Annotated in this window: 19 protein-coding genes and 1 tRNA gene; 16 read left to right on the top strand and 4 right to left on the bottom strand. The window is 51.3% G+C overall.

Annotation, left to right across the window (positions count from 1 at the left end; genetic code table 11):
• Window positions 1-956, top strand: a 956-nt coding sequence (locus FD23_RS01240) for a gluconeogenesis factor YvcK family protein (protein WP_236743856.1), incomplete at its 5' end; no start/stop codon positions are given.
• 7 nt (window positions 957-963) lie between these two features.
• Window positions 964-1,896 (top strand): DNA-binding protein WhiA, encoded by a 933-nt coding sequence (whiA, locus tag FD23_RS01235; RefSeq protein ID WP_025895250.1) that lies wholly within the window; start codon window positions 964-966, stop codon window positions 1,894-1,896.
• Window positions 1,897-1,963: 67 nt separating this feature from the next.
• Here whiA and FD23_RS01230 read toward each other — a convergent pair whose 3' ends face one another.
• Window positions 1,964-2,548, bottom strand: a complete 585-nt coding sequence (locus tag FD23_RS01230; protein WP_002879977.1) for an ATP-dependent Clp protease proteolytic subunit — start codon at window positions 2,546-2,548, stop codon at window positions 1,964-1,966.
• Window positions 2,549-2,818: 270 nt separating this feature from the next.
• Between FD23_RS01230 and FD23_RS10105 the strand changes: the two genes are divergently transcribed.
• From FD23_RS10105 to FD23_RS01210, 6 genes are all read left to right on the top strand, one after another.
• On the top strand, window positions 2,819-3,367 hold the full coding sequence (locus tag FD23_RS10105) for an SH3-like domain-containing protein (RefSeq protein WP_230844801.1): 549 nt from the start codon (window positions 2,819-2,821) through the stop codon (window positions 3,365-3,367).
• Window positions 3,368-3,399: 32 nt separating this feature from the next.
• Entirely contained in the window at window positions 3,400-3,969 is a 570-nt protein-coding gene (locus tag FD23_RS10100; protein ID WP_231129791.1) for a hypothetical protein, read from the top strand.
• Window positions 3,970-4,050: 81 nt separating this feature from the next.
• Window positions 4,051-4,218: a hypothetical protein gene (locus tag FD23_RS10095; RefSeq protein ID WP_230844803.1), complete on the top strand. Its 168-nt coding sequence runs from the start codon at window positions 4,051-4,053 to the stop codon at window positions 4,216-4,218.
• A 358-nt stretch (window positions 4,219-4,576) separates the two neighbouring features.
• Window positions 4,577-5,557 carry a tryptophan ABC transporter substrate-binding protein gene (gene trpX / locus FD23_RS01220; protein ID WP_052933592.1) on the top strand — a complete coding sequence of 327 codons (981 nt, stop codon included), beginning with the start codon at window positions 4,577-4,579 and terminating at the stop codon, window positions 5,555-5,557.
• A gap of 18 nt (window positions 5,558-5,575) precedes the next feature.
• A complete protein-coding gene (locus tag FD23_RS01215) occupies window positions 5,576-6,472 on the top strand; it encodes an ABC transporter permease (RefSeq protein WP_025895254.1) in 897 nt (298 codons plus the stop codon).
• Complete coding sequence (locus FD23_RS01210; RefSeq protein WP_052933593.1) at window positions 6,465-7,229, top strand: ABC transporter ATP-binding protein; 765 nt, start codon at window positions 6,465-6,467, stop codon at window positions 7,227-7,229. The genes FD23_RS01215 and FD23_RS01210 overlap by 8 nt, the downstream gene beginning before the upstream one ends.
• Before the next feature lie 73 nt (window positions 7,230-7,302).
• Here the strand turns inward: FD23_RS01210 and FD23_RS01205 are convergent.
• Window positions 7,303-7,374, bottom strand: a tRNA-Arg gene (locus tag FD23_RS01205).
• Between the two features lie 295 nt (window positions 7,375-7,669).
• Here FD23_RS01205 and FD23_RS01200 point away from each other — a divergent pair.
• The 5 genes from FD23_RS01200 to FD23_RS01180 all read left to right on the top strand — a co-directional run bounded on the left by FD23_RS01200 (window position 7,670) and on the right by FD23_RS01180 (window position 12,891).
• Window positions 7,670-8,713: a sugar-binding domain-containing protein gene (locus tag FD23_RS01200; RefSeq protein WP_052933594.1), complete on the top strand. Its 1,044-nt coding sequence runs from the start codon at window positions 7,670-7,672 to the stop codon at window positions 8,711-8,713.
• 37 nt (window positions 8,714-8,750) lie between these two features.
• The gene (gene gap / locus FD23_RS01195; RefSeq protein WP_002879985.1) at window positions 8,751-9,767 is read left to right on the top strand and encodes a type I glyceraldehyde-3-phosphate dehydrogenase; all 1,017 of its coding nucleotides are present in this window, start codon (window positions 8,751-8,753) and stop codon (window positions 9,765-9,767) included.
• Between the two features lie 95 nt (window positions 9,768-9,862).
• Window positions 9,863-11,074, top strand: coding sequence for a phosphoglycerate kinase (locus FD23_RS01190; protein ID WP_002879986.1), 1,212 nt, complete (start codon window positions 9,863-9,865; stop codon window positions 11,072-11,074).
• Between the two features lie 18 nt (window positions 11,075-11,092).
• A complete protein-coding gene (tpiA, locus tag FD23_RS01185; protein ID WP_002879988.1) occupies window positions 11,093-11,851 on the top strand; it encodes a triose-phosphate isomerase in 759 nt (252 codons plus the stop codon).
• 473 nt (window positions 11,852-12,324) lie between these two features.
• Window positions 12,325-12,891 carry a GNAT family N-acetyltransferase gene (locus tag FD23_RS01180; protein ID WP_025895256.1) on the top strand — a complete coding sequence of 189 codons (567 nt, stop codon included), beginning with the start codon at window positions 12,325-12,327 and terminating at the stop codon, window positions 12,889-12,891.
• Here the strand turns inward: FD23_RS01180 and FD23_RS01175 are convergent.
• Both FD23_RS01175 and FD23_RS01170 read right to left on the bottom strand, forming a co-directional pair.
• On the bottom strand, window positions 12,848-13,417 hold the full coding sequence (locus FD23_RS01175; RefSeq protein WP_025895258.1) for an LURP-one-related family protein: 570 nt from the start codon (window positions 13,415-13,417) through the stop codon (window positions 12,848-12,850). The two genes, FD23_RS01180 and FD23_RS01175, sit on opposite strands and share 44 nt — an antisense overlap.
• Window positions 13,414-14,298 carry a Cof-type HAD-IIB family hydrolase gene (locus FD23_RS01170; RefSeq protein ID WP_025895260.1) on the bottom strand — a complete coding sequence of 295 codons (885 nt, stop codon included), beginning with the start codon at window positions 14,296-14,298 and terminating at the stop codon, window positions 13,414-13,416. The genes FD23_RS01175 and FD23_RS01170 overlap by 4 nt, the downstream gene beginning before the upstream one ends.
• Window positions 14,299-14,459: 161 nt before the next feature.
• Here FD23_RS01170 and FD23_RS01165 point away from each other — a divergent pair, with 161 nt between their 5' ends.
• The 3 genes from FD23_RS01165 to tsaE are packed head-to-tail and all read left to right on the top strand — an operon-like array spanning window position 14,460 to window position 16,649.
• The gene (locus FD23_RS01165) at window positions 14,460-15,143 is read left to right on the top strand and encodes a uracil-DNA glycosylase (RefSeq protein ID WP_025895263.1); all 684 of its coding nucleotides are present in this window, start codon (window positions 14,460-14,462) and stop codon (window positions 15,141-15,143) included.
• Window positions 15,144-15,163: 20 nt separating this feature from the next.
• The gene (gene pta, locus FD23_RS01160) at window positions 15,164-16,153 is read left to right on the top strand and encodes a phosphate acetyltransferase (protein WP_025895265.1); all 990 of its coding nucleotides are present in this window, start codon (window positions 15,164-15,166) and stop codon (window positions 16,151-16,153) included.
• A gap of 10 nt (window positions 16,154-16,163) precedes the next feature.
• Entirely contained in the window at window positions 16,164-16,649 is a 486-nt protein-coding gene (tsaE, locus tag FD23_RS01155) for a tRNA (adenosine(37)-N6)-threonylcarbamoyltransferase complex ATPase subunit type 1 TsaE (RefSeq protein ID WP_025895267.1), read from the top strand.
• The last annotated feature ends 23 nt before the right edge of the window (window positions 16,650-16,672 follow it).

Here is a 16,672-nt window from a genome sequence, read left to right as displayed (position 1 = left end):
TCGGCGGGGGGACCGGCCTGCCAGTCATTTTGCAGGCCTTGAAAAAGCAGGACGCGGAGATCACGGCGATCGTGACCGTCTCTGACGACGGCGGGTCATCCGGGATCATCCGCAACTACATCAACGTCGTTCCCCCGGGCGACATCCGCAATGTCCTGGTTTCCTTGAGCGACCTCTCGCAAGAAAAAAAGCAGATCTTCCAGTACCGCTTTGAATCAAAGGACTCCTTTTTCTCCGGCCACGCCATCGGCAACTTGATCATCGCGGCCTTAAGCGAGATGCAGGGGAATATTTTTGACGCTGTCCAGAACTTATCAGCCATGATGGAGGTTGATGGTCACATTTATCCTTCTGCTAACGAACCTTTGACCTTGAACGCGGAATTCATGGACGGCAGCCAGAGCAGCGGGGAAGTGGAAATTACCAGCCAGCACAAGCAGATCAAGCGGGTCTGGGTAACAGCTGATGACGGTGAGCCGGCAGCTCCCGGTCCGGTGATCGAGGCCATTATGCAGGCCGATGCTATTGTCCTGGGGCCAGGGTCCTTGTTTACCTCGATTCTGCCGAACCTGATGATCCCGAATGTTGGCCAGGCAGTCCGGGAGACTAAGGCTGAAGTGGTTTACGTCTGCAACATCATGACCCAGGCCGGGGAAACGGTGGGCTTAAGCGATGCCGACCACGTCCGGGTCATCAACCAGCACCTGGGCGGCAATTATATCGACACCGCCCTGGTCAATGGGGCCCGGATCGACATGACCAAGTTCCATCCGGAAGACTATGATGAGTATTTAAAGCCGGTCGCCAACGACTTTGCCGGCCTGCAGGAACAGAACTGCCGGGTGATTACGGATGACTTTATCGACCAGCGAAGCGGCCTGGTCTTCCATGACGGCGACAAGGTGGCCAGGGAAATCATTGACCTGGCCCTGCAGGAAATGTTTAAGAGAAAGTAGGAAGTTAATGGCGAGTTATGCCAGTGAGGTAAAAAAAGAACTGACTTCAATCGAGGTCCATCCCGAGCATGCCAAGGCGGAACTGGCGGCCTTTTTGCGGATGAACGCGGTTTTGAGCCGGCATGACGGGCAGATGAGCCTGGACATCGTGACGGAAAACCCGGCCATTGCCCGGCGGATTTTTTCCCTGATCAAGACGGCCTACGGCTTTGAGCCCCAGCTGATCGTGACCCGGAAGATGAAGCTGAAGAAGAACCACCAGTACCTGGTCAGAGTGTCCCAGATGGTCAGCGAGATTATGGCGGATTTAGAGATCTATTCCCCGAAAAAAGGCTTCATCACCGGGGTGCCGGACAAGATCAAGTATTCAGAGCAGCGGTCAATGTCCTACCTGCGGGGGGCCTTTTTGGCCAGCGGCAGCGTCAACAATCCGGAAACCAGCCGCTACCACCTGGAAATCTATTGCACCTATGCCAATCACAGCCAGGATCTGCAGGAGATCATGAACAAGTACTTTGACCTCAATGCCAAGGTGACGGCCCGTAGAAGCGGCAGCATCGTCTACTTGAAAGAAGCGGAAAAAATCGGCGACTTCCTTCATGTGGTCGGGGCGGTCAATGCCATGCTGGCCTTTGAGGACCTGCGGATCATGCGGGACATGCGCAATTCCGTCAACCGCCTGGTCAACTGCGACACGGCCAACCTCCGCAAGACGGCCGGTGCGGCCGCCAAGCAGGTGGAAGACATTGAATTGATTGACCAAAAGCAGGGCCTGGAGTCTTTGCCGGAAAAGCTGGCCAGCCTGGCCCGCTTCCGCCTGCAGCACCCGGAACTTTCCCTCAAGGAACTGGCTGAGCAGGTTCCCGACGGGCCGATTTCCAAGTCCGGGGTTAACCACCGCTTGAAGAAATTGCATGAGATCGCGGAAAACCTCCGCTAATAATAAGACAACAAAAAATCCAGACGGCTATTTCAGTCGTCTGGATTTTCTTTTCCCGATAAGCGGATTACTTGTTTTGGTTGACCATGATATCGTCAATCAAGCCGTAGTCCTTGGCTTCCTGAGCGGTCATGTAGTGGTCGCGTTCAGTGTCGCGCTTGATGGTTTCGATGTCCTGGCCGGAGTCCTTGGCCAAGATTTCATTGATCATCTTTCTGGTCTTCAAGATTTCTTCAGCGGCAATTTGGATTTCCGTAGCTTGCCCTTGCGCCCCGCCCAAAGGCTGGTGGATGAGGACAGTAGCGTGCGGCAGGGCAAAACGCTTGCCCTTTTCGCCTTCAGCCAAAATGATTGAGGCCATGGAAGCTGCCATACCGGTGGCAATGGTGGAAACTGGTGACTTGATGAAGTTCATGGTGTCCACGATAGCCATGCCGGAAGTGATCACACCGCCTGGTGAGTTGATGTACATGTAAATGTCTTTAGTATTGTCTTGCGCGTCAAGGAAAAGCAGCTGGGCAATGATGGAGTTGGCCATTTGGTCGTTAACTTCACCGCTCAGCATGATGATCCGGTCCTTCAGCAAGCGGGAGTAAATGTCATAAGCGCGTTCGCCGCGGGCCGTTTGTTCAATAACTGTAGGTACTAACATAATTTTCCTCCTAGTGATTGGATTAGCACTCATTTGGATATAGTGCTAATTAAAACACTCCTGGCCGGGTCTGTCAAACTTGGCGCACTCTTTTTCAAAAAATAAACTGGTGCTATAATGTCCTTATGTGAAAAGGCTTTTTTAGCTGGAAAGAATCTAATTTATATAGAAAGTGAAAAAGAAATGGATAAGAAACTGCTCTGCTTGCTCCTGCTGGCGGTGGCCTTTATTGGCCAGGCTTAAACGGTCCAGGCGGCCACGGTCAGCAAGATGCCTGGCACGAAAAACATGGGGATCTATGCCAAAGTAACCAAGAAGGACGCCAGCAAGAAAGTGACGACCACTAAGTACTTTAAGTACAGCAAGATCCAGTCAACGGCCAGCAAGAAGACCAAGAAGGGGACTTATGCCTATATCTATGCCAACGGCCGCCCTTTAGGCTGGGTTAGTGAAAAGTGGTTTGTCAGAAACAAGATTTCCGCGGCCAAGCAAATCTACCTGGTCGAAGATGACAACCGCTTTAACTACAAGGACGCTATCAGCTATGTGACCGACGCTCACGGGACCATGGTGGACCCGGCAAATGGCGCGGTTAAGGCCAGTCTGTCCGGGAACAAGCTGACTTTTACTTATGGCAAGGCCAAGACAACCGTTGAATTGGTGAAGACGGCTAACCCGAACCGGAACCTTAAGCCGGCTGTTAGCGCGAAGAAGGGCTGGTCAGCACGAGAAAGCATTCCGGCAGCTCCAAGAACTGGAACGCCGCCCACCGCCATGGCACAGAGACCAGCGGCAACCGCTGGACCAGCGGCGGCTTGACCCTGGCCACCCAGCTTTGGGAGCCGCGCAACTTGAGCCTGGAGACCAATGACTGGCAGCAGGTCGGTCCGGTTATGGAAGGCTTGGCCGTAAATGGCGGCTGGGCTTACAGCAGCTGGTACCGGTCAGCCGCGGCCAGCGACCAGCTTAAGGGCAACATCGTGGCCTTCAACATGAAGAAGCTGAACAAGTACCAGGCCCAGTATCTGTCACCGCGCAGCTACCTCTACAAGAAGCTGAGTTTTGGCAAGTTTAAGAGCTACTCCCAAAATGTCAAAGTGAGTCCTTACATGCGCTTGGGCCACGGCCAGTCACTGGGGGCAAGTTCAAAGTACATCTATGTCCTGGCCAACGAAAACAAGCTGCCAGGCGGGGCAAGCAACGGTTTTTACTCGGAAGAAATCCTGCAGCTGAAGAAGAGCGACTTGACCATCAACAAGGTCTGGAGCATCCGGGTAGACGTCGGCAGCTCTGGCCGCTACTTCTACAACGCCGCTTTTGCCGGCGACAATACCATGTACGGGGTCTTCCACAACGCGGCCTTTGGCCGCTATGAATTCTGGCGCCTTAACCTGGTCAACAACCGCTGGCAGGTCAGTTAGGTAACGGCGACCCAAAGCCACTTCGTCAAGCAGCAGGCCGGCAGTTCTCCGGTCCAGGGCTTCAGCGTAAGCGGCAGCAACATGTACCTGGCCTTTAACAACTTGATCTTCAAATTGCAGACTAATGGGACTTACCAGAAGACCTGGAAGCATGTCTCCAACCGGGAAATCGAAGGTCTGGCCAGTGACGGCAGCCAGCTATATGCTCAATTGGCCCAAAGAGGGGAAATTCTTTCCGGCCGCTGGTAAAAAGCCGAAAAATAGCCTTGACAGAGGAAAGGCTTTCCAGTAAGATTAGTTAAAAATAAATTAAATGTTAACCGAGAGGTAAAAAAGATGAACTTTCAAGCAATGGTAAAAGAAAGCTGGCAATTCAAGTAGAGATTGTTTCGCGGGGCGATTCAATCTGTTTTGGCTTGAATTGCTGTCTGAATTGCTAAAAGTTGATTAGTGTCCGGATAGTAAATAAATCTATCCGGATTTTTCTTTTAGAGACAGAAAAGGAGGATCCAGGCGGATCCTCCTTTTTATTTTGCTTTCGGTTAGTTTGTTATTTTTTCTGTATTTACAGTACTTTAGTTTTTGCTTTAATTTGCGAGGTAACAGAATGAAAAAGGTGCTCGCGGCCTTTGCCGCAATTTATCTTTTTTTGGCAGCCGCCCTGTTTATCAATATCAAGCCGGCGGCCCAAAAGAGCAAGGAAGTCAGAGTGGGGGTCTTGACCCTGATGCGCCACCCGGCCCTGGACGAAATCTACCGGGGCTACAAGGCTGGCCTGGCCAAGTCGGGCTACAAGGTCAAGATCGACTACCAAAACGCCAACAATGACCAGAGCAATCTGAAGACCATGGCGGAAAAACTAGTCAACAGCCAGGACCAGGTCCTCTTCGGGATCACCACCCCGTCTTCCCAGGCCCTGGCCAACGCGACCAAAAAGAAGCCGATTGTCTTAGGGGCAGTGACTGACCCTAAGGGGGCGGGCCTGGTGAAGAACAACATGCGTCCCGGCGGCAACATCACCGGGGTCAGTGACCGGGCGCCGATCAAGCAGCAGCTCAAGTTGATCCAGCGCTTTTTGCCCAGGCTGAAGACCCTGGGGATCATCTCCACCTCAAGCGACAGCTCAGCCGTGTCTGGCTACAAGCAGATCGTTAGCTACTGCAAGCAGATGGGGATCAACTACAAGGCCTACTCCATTTCCAACAGCAATGACTTAAACCAGGTCTCCCAGCAAATGCTGACCCAGGTCGACGCGGTGATCGTGCCGACTGACAACACGATTGCCGGGGCCATGCAGACCCTGGTCAAAAACGCCAACGCGGCTAAAAAGCCGGTCTTCCCGGCTGCCGGCACCATGGTTAAAGACGGGGGCCTGGCCACCTACAGCGTGGACCAGTACCAGCTGGGCTTGATCGGGGCCAAGGTGACCGTCCAGATCTTGCAGGGCAAAAAGCCAGGCAACATGGCCATCCGCTATGTTGAACACGGCACCTTGTATCTTAACCTCAAGGAGGCTAAGAAGCTGGGCACCAAGGTTCCGGCCAGCTTCTTGAAAGAAGCTAAGTCTAAGGGAATCATCTACAAGTAGTTTACAAGGAGGATTTTTATGAATTTGATCGTATCGGCAATTGGCCAGGGCTTCTTATGGGGGCTCCTGGGCCTGGGCCTCTTTCTCAGCTTCAGAATCATGAATACGACGGATATGACCGTGGAAGGGACCTTCCCTTTAGGCGCGGCCGTTTCCGTCAGCCTGATCGTGCAAGGGACCAACCCCTTTTTAGCCACTTTGGCCGCCTTTGTGGCGGGGGCTTTAGCCGGCCTGGTCACGGCCCTTTTGATCACCAAGGGTAAGATTCCCAGCCTTTTAGCCGGGATTTTGACCATGACCGGGATCTACTCTATCGACTTGATGGTTATGGGCAAGTCTAATGTCTCCCTTTTAGGCAAAAAGACCATCTACTCCCTGGCCTTTTTGCAAAAACTGCCCCAGTACTTTGACAGCGTCGTTGCCGGCACCATCTTGATGGTTCTGGTCACCTGCGACTTGATCTGGTTCTTGTCAACCGACTTTGGCCAGGCCTTTATTGCCACGGGTGACAACCCGCAGATGGCCAAGTCTCAGGGGATCAGCCCCCAGCAGATGACGGTGGCGGGCCTCATGATTTCCAACGGCCTGGTTGGCCTCTGCGGGGCGGTGGTCGCCCAAAGCAACGGCTACGCAGATGTGAACATGGGGATGGGGATGATCGTTATTGCCCTGGCCTCCATCATCATCAGTGAGGTCGTCTTCAGAAACCTTGGCCTGGCCAGCCGGTTATTCGCGGTCAGCCTGGGCAGCATTATCTACCGCCTGCTCTTATTGGCAGTTCTCCAGGTGGGCCTGTCTTCAAACAACTTGAATTTGATTTCTTCACTAGTTCTGGCCGCCTGCATGATGCTGCCGCAAGTTGAAGAAAAATTCCGCCTCAAGCAGACATTTATGAAAGGATTTAAGCATGACTAGTCAAAATTTACTGGAACTGACCGATTTGGAAGTGGTCGTAGGCCGCGGTACTAGCGAGGAAAACAAGATCCTGGGCAAGCTCAGCTTAAAGATCAAGCCAGGGGACTTCATCTGCCTTCTAGGCGGCAACGGGGCCGGCAAGAGCACCCTGCTCAATGTTTTGGCCGGGGCCATCCAGCCGACCAGCGGAAAAATTCTACACGCCGGCGAAGACATCAGCAAGGAAAGCGAGGTCAAGCGCAGCAGCTACATCGCCCGGGTCTTCCAGGATCCCAAGCTGGGGACGGCGCCCCGGATGACGGTGGCTGAAAATCTGCTTTTGGCCGCAAAAAGAGGGCAGAAGCGGGGGCTGAAGCTGCGCCGGCTGAAGGAAAACATTCCGGCCTTCAAAGAAGCCCTGAAGAAGGTCAACCCCGACCTGGCCGGCAAGCTGGACCTGCCGGTCGACCAGCTCTCAGGCGGCCAGCGGCAGGCCTTGAGCTTCGTCATGGCTACCTATAATAAGCCGGAGCTTCTGCTTTTAGACGAGCATACCGCGGCGCTTGACCCCAGATCCAGCCGCAAGCTGATGGAGGCAACCGATGAACAGATCCGGGCCAAGAAGATCACCGCGGTGATGATCACCCACCATATGGAAGACGCCTTAAAGTATGGCAACCGCCTTTTGGTTTTAGACCATGGTCAAATCAGCCACGACTATCAAGGCCAGGCCAAGCAGGACTTGACCCTGCAGGACTTAGCCGCCTTGTTTGACTGATAAAGAAGAGGCAGAGCAAACAGAAAAAAGACAAAAAGAAAACCGCTGCTAAAAAGCAGCGGTTTTCATATGATGGACCCCCTGGGAGTCGAACCCAGATTTCAAGAACCGGAATCTTGCGTGCGATCCATTACACTAAGGGTCCCAATCACAGTTATTAATTATAGCAGAGATTCAGAGAATGGGAAGGGGTTAAAGCAAAAAAATGTAAAAACTTGTAAAGTATCTGCGAAAAAGGTCAAAAAAGTTATAAAACAGGCTTTTTGTCCGGGCTGGGTTAGAAAAAAACTTGCATACGGAGCGAATTCTGTTATACTAAGAGTGTCGAGAGAGAAATGGAGATTGAAGCGAAGTCTTGTTTCTCTTATATTTTTAAGCAACGTGGGACAGAAAACGACAGCAGCGTGGTCGGGGAGCGCCCCACTAGAAGGATGGTTACTTTGAACACGGATTTATCCCTGCTCGAACTGCTTGTTCCCGATGCTTTAAAGATCTTTCGACAAAGATATCTCATCCTTGAACAGATTAGCTTGCATGCTCCAATCGGCCGCCGGACGGTGGCCAGGCAGCTGGGGCTGAGCGAGCGGAACATCCGGACCGAAACTGATTACCTGCGTGACCAGGGTCTGATCGAAATCAAGAATTTCGGGATGTTCTTGACTGAAAAAGGAGAGAGTGTTGTAAAAGATGCAGCACCAATTGTTGATCGACTTTTTAATGCCAGCCAAGCAGAAGTATGGTTGGCCCAGGCTTTAGGAATAGATCGGACAATTATCGTAGCTGGCGACGCGGACCTGCAGAGCTGGGTTTATGACCTGGCTGGCGAAGAGCTGAATTCAGCCTTGAATCTCCTCTTGCCCCTGGCAGACTGCATTGTCACCGTTATGGGCGGCAAGACAATAGCCAAAGTGGCCAAGAAGCTGAACCGCAGCTTGAGTGAGAACCGGAGCTTGATCTTCGTCCCTGGCAGAGGGGCATTGGGCGGCCGGGTCAACACGGAAAGCAACGCGGTCGTTCAAGAAATGGCCCGGGCGACCGGCGGCAGCTATGAATCCCTCTTTTTACCGGAACATGTTTCCAAGGACGCTTACCGGTCTTTGGTCCGGGATCCGGAAATCAGCGGGGTGTTGCAGGATATCTCCCAAAGCGATGTCGTGATTCACGGCATTGGCCTGGCTAGTGAAATGGCCCGGAGGCGGGGCTACGATTCAGTTGCCCTGGCACGTCTGCGGGAGAACAAGGCCGTCACCGAATGTTTTGGATGTTTCTTCGATGAAGAAGGCCACGTTGTCGAACGCATCAGACAGGTTGGATTGCAGTTCGAGAACCTAACGAATGTCCCGCATATTCTGGCAATTGCCCTTGGCACGAGAAAGGCCAAGGCCATCAAGGCCTATATGCGCAACGCTCCTCATCAAACCTGGCTGATTACTGATGAGGCAGCCGCAAATCAGATTTTAAACGGGTCATCCCGCTTAAAATAAAATGTTTTTAATAGTTCTTAAGGAGGACTTTTCGAATATGACAGTTAAGATTGGTATTAACGGTTTTGGCCGTATTGGTCGTTTGGCATTCCGTCGTATCATGGACTTGGGTGAAGAAACCAAGGACATCGAAGTTGTTGCTATCAACGACTTGACTACTCCAGCTATGTTGGCTCACCTGTTGAAGTATGACTCAACTCACGGCACTTTCGACCACGAAGTTTCAGCTACTGAAGACTCACTGGTTGTAGACGGCAAGAAGTACCGCGTATACGCTGAACCACAAGCTCAAAACATTCCGTGGGTTAAGAACGACGGCGTTGACTTCGTTCTTGAATGTACTGGTTTCTACACTAGCAAGGCTAAGTCACAAGCCCACCTTGACGCTGGTGCAAAGCGTGTCTTGATCTCAGCTCCAGCCGGCAACGACTTGAAGACTATCGTTTACTCAGTAAACCAAGACACTTTGACTGCTGACGACACTATCGTTTCAGCTGGCTCATGCACTACCAACTCACTTGCTCCAATGGCTAACGCTTTGAACAAGGAATTCGGTATCGAAGTTGGTACTATGACTACTATCCACGCTTACACTGCAACTCAAAAGGTTTTGGATGGTCCTGACAGAGGCAACAACTTCCGCAACGCCCGTGCCGCTGCTGAAAACATCATTCCTCACTCAACTGGTGCTGCTAAGGCCATCGGCCTGGTATTGCCAGAATTGAACGGCAAGCTTGATGGTCACGCACAACGTGTCCCAGTTAAGGACGGTTCAGAAACTGAACTTGTTACTATCTTGAACAAGAAGGTAACTGCTGAAGAAGTTAACGCGGCTATGAAGAAGTACGAAAGCCCATCATTTGCTTACAACGCAGACCAAATCGTTTCTACTGACGTATTGGGCATGACTGCTGGCTCAATCTTCGACCCAACTCAAACCCAAGTTATCACTGCAGGCGACAAGCAACTTGTTAAGACTGTTGCTTGGTACGACAACGAATACTCATTCACTTGCCAAATGGTTCGTACTTTGTTGCACTTTGCTACTCTTTAATTTAAAGTTTTCTAAATTGAATTAGTAGTGTGAAAGAAGGCGGAGGGAAATTTCTTCCTTCCGCCTTTTTTCGATGAATATAGGAGATTTTTTCAATGGCTAAATTGATTGTTTCTGACGTAGACGTTAAGGACAAGAAGGTTTTGGTTCGCGTTGACTTCAACGTGCCGATTAAGGACGGCGTTATCGGCGACGACAACCGTATCGTGGCTGCTTTGCCAACTATCAAGTACATCATCGAAAACGGCGGCAAGGCTATCTTGCTTTCCCACCTTGGCCGGATCAAGAGCGATGAAGACAAGAAGAGCTTGAGCCTGGCTCCAGTTGCCAAACGTTTGGGCGAATTGCTTGAAAAGCCTGTAACTTTCGTACCTTCAAACGAAGGCAAGGAAGTTGAAGACGCCATCAACAACATGAAGGACGGCGACGTAGTTGTTTTGGAAAACACCCGTTTCCAAGATATCGACAACGACTTCGGCAAGCGTGAATCAAAGAACGACCCTAAGCTTGGCGAATACTGGGCATCATTGGGTGACGTTTTCGTAAACGACGCCTTCGGTACTGCTCACAGAAGCCACGCTTCAAACGTTGGTATCGCTACGGCCATGAAGGCTGCCGGTAAGCCAGCAGCTGCTGGTTTCCTGCTTGAAAAGGAAATCAAGTTCCTGGGCAACGCTGTTGCTAACCCAGTTCACCCATTCGTAACTATTCTTGGCGGGGCTAAGGTTTCTGACAAGATCGGCGTTATTACCAACTTGATTCCAAAGGCTGACCACATCATTATCGGTGGTGGTATGGCTTACACCTTCCTTAAGGCTCAAGGCCACAATATCGGCAAGTCCCTGGTTGAAGACGACAAGGTTGAATTTGCCAAGGAATTGCTGGAAAAGGCTGGCGACAAGCTGGTTCTGCCAATCGACCACGTAGCCGCAACTGAATTCAACAACGATGCTGCTTCAGAAGTTGTTGGCCAAGACATCCCAGACAACGAAATGGGCTTGGACATCGGTCCTAAGACTATTGAACTCTTCAAGAAGACTCTTGAAGGTGCCAAGACTGTTGTTTGGAACGGGCCAATGGGCGTCTTCGAAATGCCAAACTTCGCCAAGGGTACTTTGGAAGTTGGCCGTGCTTTGGCTGACTTGCCAGACGCTACTACTATTGTCGGCGGTGGTGACTCAACTGCTGCTGCTAAGCAATTGGGGATCGCTCCCAAGTTGACTCACATCTCAACTGGTGGTGGTGCATCTCTTGAATACCTTGAAGGTAAGGAATTGCCAGGTATCGCTTGCGTTTCAGACAAGTAGTTTAGGAGGATTTTTCAAATGTCACGTACCCCAATTATTGCTGGTAACTGGAAGCTGAACATGAACCCAAAGGAAACTGTTGAGTTCGTAAACGCTGTTAAGGACCAATTGCCAGACCCATCAAAGGTTGAATCAGTGATTTGTGCACCAGCAGTTGACTTGGACGCCTTGCTGAAGGCTGCCGAAGGCTCAAACCTGCACGTCGGTGCAGAAAACTGCTACTGGGAAAACTCCGGTGCCTTCACTGGTGAAACTTCTCCAGCAGTTTTGAAGGAAATGGGCGTGCAATACGTCATCATCGGACACTCAGAACGCCGTGACTACTTCCACGAAACTGACGAAGACATCAACAAGAAGGCCAAGGCTATCTTTGCCAACGGCTTGACTCCAATCCTTTGCTGCGGTGAATCACTGGAAATCCGGGAAGCCGGCAAGGAAAAAGAATGGGTTGTCAGCCAAATCAAGGCTGACCTGGAAGGCTTGACTAGTGAACAAGTTTCCAAGCTGGTGATCGCTTACGAACCAATCTGGGCGATTGGCACTGGCAAGACTGCTTCAAGCGACCAAGCTGAAGAAATGTGCAAGACTATCCGGGAAACTGTTAAGGACTTGTACAACGAAGAAACTGCTGAAAACGTCCGCATCCAATACGGCGGTTCAGTAAAGCCAGCCAACATCAAGGAATTGATGGCTAAGCCAAACATCGACGGTGGCTTGGTTGGTGGCGCATCATTGGTACCAGACTCATACCTGGCTTTGGTAAACTACCAAGACTAATTTATGACTGTCATATCAAAAAACGCTCCCGAAGGAGCGTTTTTTCTTTGTCTGCTATTCGATACTTTTCTGTCTTCTTTTGTACTTTTCGCTTTTTTGCTTTTTAAAACTATTTTCCCAAAAATCTCAGCCTATTGTCTGACAGCGTTTACGAAGGTGGTATTATATAAGTGTAGACAAAAGAAAAGAGTTAATGTTCAAGGAGGATACTCCAATAGAAAGTTTAGCTTAAATTCGCAGAGCATAACTAAATTAGGCTCGGGAAAGGACTGAGACCACCATAAGATGCAGTCGACAATTGAAGATAGAAGAAGTTACTAATGGTTAAGTACGTGAGTAGATTGACTGTTAGGAACATTTTGTTTGCTCGGAAAGGGCGCTTAATTGTCTTTTTTCTCCTGACTATAGTAATATGAATTGTAGAAAAACAATTTATATAGAAAAATAACAAGGAAAGGGAGAAAAAAGACGAAATGATCCGTAAGGCAAGAAAAAGCGACTTTGAAGCGGTTTACCCGATTTTAAACCAGATTTTTGACGAGATGGACATGGATACCATCAACCGCCTGCCGGAGAGCCAGTTCTACGACTTGATACGGCTGGGTTTCATCTCGGAAAACTACCGTTATTCCTACAACCGGATCTGGGTTGAGACTGACGAAAACGACCGGGTCCGGGGGATGATCTGCATGTACCCGGACAAGGACCAGGGAATTATTGACGTGGTGCTCAGAAAAGAAATGGCCAAGGTCGGCCTGCCAATGACCACCGATATCTTTACCGATAAGGAAGCCCAGAAGGGGGAATGGTATATCGATGCCTTAGCTGTCTCTCCGCGGGACTGGGGGAAGGGGATTGCCAGCCGCTTAATGGAACTAGCCCCGAAACTGGCCAAGAAGCACGGCTACAAGAAGGTCAGTTTAAACGTAGATCTAGAAAACCCTCGCGCACAGCAATTATACTTGCGCAAGGGTTTCAAGACAACTAATTCAATGACTATTGGCGACCGTGTTTACGACCATATGGTAAAAGAAGTTTGAAGAAGCTGGCCGTGCTGGTCTGCCGCCGGTTGAGATTTGGAAAAAGGTCCGGCAGCTTGAGCGGGGTGACGTGCCACTGGGTGAAAAGGACCGCGATCAGCAGAATAAAGGGGGTATCTTCCTCCCGGCTGATCTGGCAGGTCAAGGTCACCCCCTTGTCGGCTACCACGGTGTCAACGGAAGCCACCTTCTTAAAAACGTCCCGGAAGGAATAGCTGCCCTGCTTGATGTTGCCATTGACCCAGTAGTTGAGCCGGGTAATGTAGAACAAGTTGATCTGGGGGCTGTTGACCTTCTTGACGTGGACCAGGGAGTGGTGAATCACATCCAGGGTGTAAGATGCGATCAAGCCGGTGCCATCGCTGAACAGGCGGCCGATCTCATTACCGCTGGTGTCCAGCAGGTAAAGGGTGTGGTTGGGATTGTCTAGCCGGCCGCGGATGGAGCCAAAGGGCTTGCCCTCCTCATCGGTGATTGGAATCTGGCCTGTGCGGCCTTCCTGGGTTAGGTAAAGGGTGTAAATCATTGGTCCTGCTCTTTTTGATTGTCGGCAAGGATCTTGTCGATAGCCCAGGCTACCCCGTCTTCATTGTTGCTCTTGGTGACGAAGCTGGCAATCGTCTTGATTTGCGGAATGGCATTGCCCATGGCCACGCCGGTGCCGGCAGCCTGGATCATGCTTTCATCGTTCAGGTTGTCGCCGATAGCTGCGATTTCTTCGCGCTTGATGCCCTTGGCCGCCGCGTACTCCAGCAGGGACCGGCCCTTTTGGGCGCCGGCGGCGTTGATTTCGATATTGTCGGCCGCGCTGGAAGTTATGGAAACCTTGTCGATTTCTTCAATTTTCTTGATGACGTCGGTGAAGGCGTATTGGCCCCGGGAGTCAAAGACCAAGATCTTCATTACTTCCGTGCCAGGTTCGTCCATCAAGTCCTCATAGCTTGGTACCTGCTTGATGCTGACGATGGCCGGCTTGCTGGCTGAAACCAAAACAGCCTCCTTGAAGGTCAGCATTGGGTTCAGTTCCACCATTAAGTGGGCCACGTTGGTAATACGCTGGCTCAAGTCTTCTGAGTAGACGTGGTTGCTGGTGACCAGTTCGAAGTAAAAGCCTTCCTTCTTGAGTAGGCGGCAGATCTTCTTGGCAGTTTCCAGCTTCAAGGGATTCTTGACGATCAAGTTGCCGGCCGTGTCAAAGACCAGGCCCCCGTTTAAGTTAATAAAGCCGCAGTCGATCCCGTATTCTTTAAGCATTGGCTGGGATTCATGGGGTGCCCGGCCGCTGGCCACCATGAATTCGATGCCGTTTTCTTGGGCGCGTTTAATGGCTTGAACATTGGCGTCAGAAATTTCCATAGAAGAGTTCAGCAGGGTCCCGTCTAAGTCACAGGCGATCAGTTTAATCATGTTATTTCCTCCTTGTTGTTATCGATTTCATAATAACATAAAGGAGGAAGTTTGATTACTACAAAGTGTTTCTTTATTTGAAAAAAGTTGTCGTGAATTATTTCACTAGCTCCTTTAAATCAAGAGGCAATCATGGTAAGATTGACTAAGGTGAATTACAGATGAAACATTTTATTGGAAATGATTGGGACCAAGTGCTTACCCCGGTTTTTGAAAGTGATGAATATCACAAGCTGCATGATTTTTTGAAAAAAGAATACCAGACCAGGCAGATCTACCCGGACATGTACCATATCTTTACGGCCTTCAAGCTGACCCCTTTTAAAGACACCAAGGTTGTCATTTTGGGCCAGGACCCCTACCACAATCCTGGCCAGGCTAACGGCATGAGTTTTTCTGTCATGCCGGGCACGCCCCTGCCACCATCCTTGCGCAATGTCTATAAGGAGCTCTATGACGATGTTGGGGCCCAGCCGGTCAACCACGGCTACCTTAAACGCTGGGCCGACCAGGGCGTTCTCTTGCTCAACGCCGTTTTGACCGTGCCATATGGCCAGGCTAACGGCCACCAGGGCAAGGGCTGGGAAATGGTGACAGACGCCGCTATTAAGGCCTTGAGCGAGCGGGGGCAGGTAGTCTTTATCCTGTGGGGCCGCTTTGCCCAAAATAAGATACCCTTGATCGACCAGGACAAGAATGTCATTATCAAGTCAGCCCACCCAAGTCCTTTTTCGGCCAACCGCGGCTTCTTTGGCTCCCGGCCATTTTCAAGATGCAACGCGGCCTTAAAGGAATTTGGCCGGGCTCCGGTCGACTGGCAATTGCCGCCTGACCCGGAAGCATAATTTTTTTGAGGAGATTATTGATGGAAGTTTTTGAACAATTAAAGCAATTGATTAAGCAAAAAGACAAGCAGCGGATTGTTTTCCCGGAAGGGGAGGACCCGCGGATCCTGACGGCGGTCAGCCGCTTAAAGCAAGATGAACTGGTTGAACCGATCGTCCTGGGGCAAAAGGACCAGGTCCTGGCTTTGGCGGAAAAAGCCGGCTTGGACATGACCGGGATCGAAATCGTGGACTACCAAAACAGCCCGGACTTTGGCGAGATGGTGGAAAAGTTCCACGAACGGATGGCCGGGGGCAAGCACTTCCAGACCATGGAAGAAGCGGAAGCTGCCTTGCGCGACGCCAACTTTTACGGGACCATGCTGGTTTACACCGGCCAGGCCGACGGGATGGTGTCCGGGGCAGCTCACTCGACGGCCGACACGGTCCGGCCAGCCCTCTTCATTTTGAAGACCAAGCCGGGGATGCACCGGATTTCCGGTTCCTTCATCATGGAAAGAGAGGAAGAAAAGTATGTCTTTGCTGACTGCGCGATTTCCATCGACCCGACCAGCGACCAGCTGGTTGAATTCGCGGCCCAGTCAGCTGCTACGGCCAAGATGATCGGGATTGACCCCAAGGTGGCCTTCCTCAGCTTCTCAACCCACGGCTCAGCCAAGGGCCCGCAGGTAGACAAGGTGGCAGAAGCGGCCAAGCTGTTCAAGGAAAAGTACCCGGACATCCCGGCAGACGGCGATTTGCAGTTTGACGCGGCCTTCGTGCCAGCAGTTGCTCAACTTAAGGCACCTGGTTCAGCCGTTGGCGGCCGGGCTAATGTCTTTATCTTCCCGGAACTGCAGTCAGGCAACATTGCCTACAAGATTACCCAGCGCCTGGGCAACTTTACGGCCATTGGGCCGGTTTTGCAGGGGATTGACAAGCCGGTCAACGACCTCTCCCGGGGCTGCAGCGCTGATGACGTCTACAAGATCGGGATTTTGACGGCGGCTCAGGCCGTTATGGAAGGGTAGAAAGAAAGCGATGACAGAATTAGCAATCAATTCCGCTTCTGACATGCAGGCCTTTGGCGCCTCCTTGGCCCAAAGCGCCCAGCCCCATGACCTTTTGCTCTTAAAAGGGGACCTGGGGGCCGGCAAGACCACGCTGACCCAGGGCTTCGGCCGGGCTCTGGGGATTAAGCGGCCAGTCAAGAGCCCGACATTTACCCTGGTCCGGGAATACCGGGAAGGGAAGCTGCCCCTTTTTCACATGGATTTTTACCGGCTGGAAGGTGATGACCTGGCTTCAATCGACTTAAATGACTACCTGGCTGAAGAAGGCGTGGTCATTATCGAATGGCCCCAGGTGATCCAGGCTGACCTGCCCAGTGACTTTTTAGAGCTGGTTTTGACCCGGGTGGACGATTCCTGGGATTCAACCAAGCGCTTGCTTGAGCTCATCCCGCATGGGCAAAGAGCAGCTGCCTGGGCAGAAAACGCCTGCCGCTTCTACCAGGAAAAGCAGTAAAGCAAAAAACAAAAGAAAAATGG

Source organism: Lactobacillus delbrueckii subsp. delbrueckii DSM 20074 = JCM 1012, from assembly GCF_001433875.1.
In the GTDB taxonomy this organism is placed as follows: Bacteria; Bacillota; Bacilli; order Lactobacillales; family Lactobacillaceae; genus Lactobacillus; species Lactobacillus delbrueckii.
Note: the sequence above shows the minus strand (reverse complement) of the source record. Positions and strands in the feature narration are given on the sequence as shown.

Excerpts from the sequence above, each read along its gene's own strand:
- whiA (WP_025895250.1), top strand. The coding sequence starts at position 964 with ATGGCGAGTTATGCCAGTGAGGTAAAAAAAGAACTGACTTCAATCGAG.
- FD23_RS01230 (WP_002879977.1), bottom strand. The coding sequence starts at position 2,548 with ATGTTAGTACCTACAGTTATTGAACAAACGGCCCGCGGCGAACGCGCT.
- FD23_RS10105 (WP_230844801.1), top strand. The coding sequence starts at position 2,819 with ATGCCTGGCACGAAAAACATGGGGATCTATGCCAAAGTAACCAAGAAG.
- FD23_RS10095 (WP_230844803.1), top strand. The coding sequence starts at position 4,051 with ATGTACCTGGCCTTTAACAACTTGATCTTCAAATTGCAGACTAATGGG.
- trpX (WP_052933592.1), top strand. The coding sequence starts at position 4,577 with ATGAAAAAGGTGCTCGCGGCCTTTGCCGCAATTTATCTTTTTTTGGCA.
- FD23_RS01215 (WP_025895254.1), top strand. The coding sequence starts at position 5,576 with ATGAATTTGATCGTATCGGCAATTGGCCAGGGCTTCTTATGGGGGCTC.
- FD23_RS01210 (WP_052933593.1), top strand. The coding sequence starts at position 6,465 with ATGACTAGTCAAAATTTACTGGAACTGACCGATTTGGAAGTGGTCGTA.
- gap (WP_002879985.1), top strand. The coding sequence starts at position 8,751 with ATGACAGTTAAGATTGGTATTAACGGTTTTGGCCGTATTGGTCGTTTG.
- FD23_RS01190 (WP_002879986.1), top strand. The coding sequence starts at position 9,863 with ATGGCTAAATTGATTGTTTCTGACGTAGACGTTAAGGACAAGAAGGTT.
- tpiA (WP_002879988.1), top strand. The coding sequence starts at position 11,093 with ATGTCACGTACCCCAATTATTGCTGGTAACTGGAAGCTGAACATGAAC.
- FD23_RS01180 (WP_025895256.1), top strand. The coding sequence starts at position 12,325 with ATGATCCGTAAGGCAAGAAAAAGCGACTTTGAAGCGGTTTACCCGATT.
- FD23_RS01175 (WP_025895258.1), bottom strand. The coding sequence starts at position 13,417 with ATGATTTACACCCTTTACCTAACCCAGGAAGGCCGCACAGGCCAGATT.
- FD23_RS01170 (WP_025895260.1), bottom strand. The coding sequence starts at position 14,298 with ATGATTAAACTGATCGCCTGTGACTTAGACGGGACCCTGCTGAACTCT.
- FD23_RS01165 (WP_025895263.1), top strand. The coding sequence starts at position 14,460 with ATGAAACATTTTATTGGAAATGATTGGGACCAAGTGCTTACCCCGGTT.
- pta (WP_025895265.1), top strand. The coding sequence starts at position 15,164 with ATGGAAGTTTTTGAACAATTAAAGCAATTGATTAAGCAAAAAGACAAG.
- tsaE (WP_025895267.1), top strand. The coding sequence starts at position 16,164 with ATGACAGAATTAGCAATCAATTCCGCTTCTGACATGCAGGCCTTTGGC.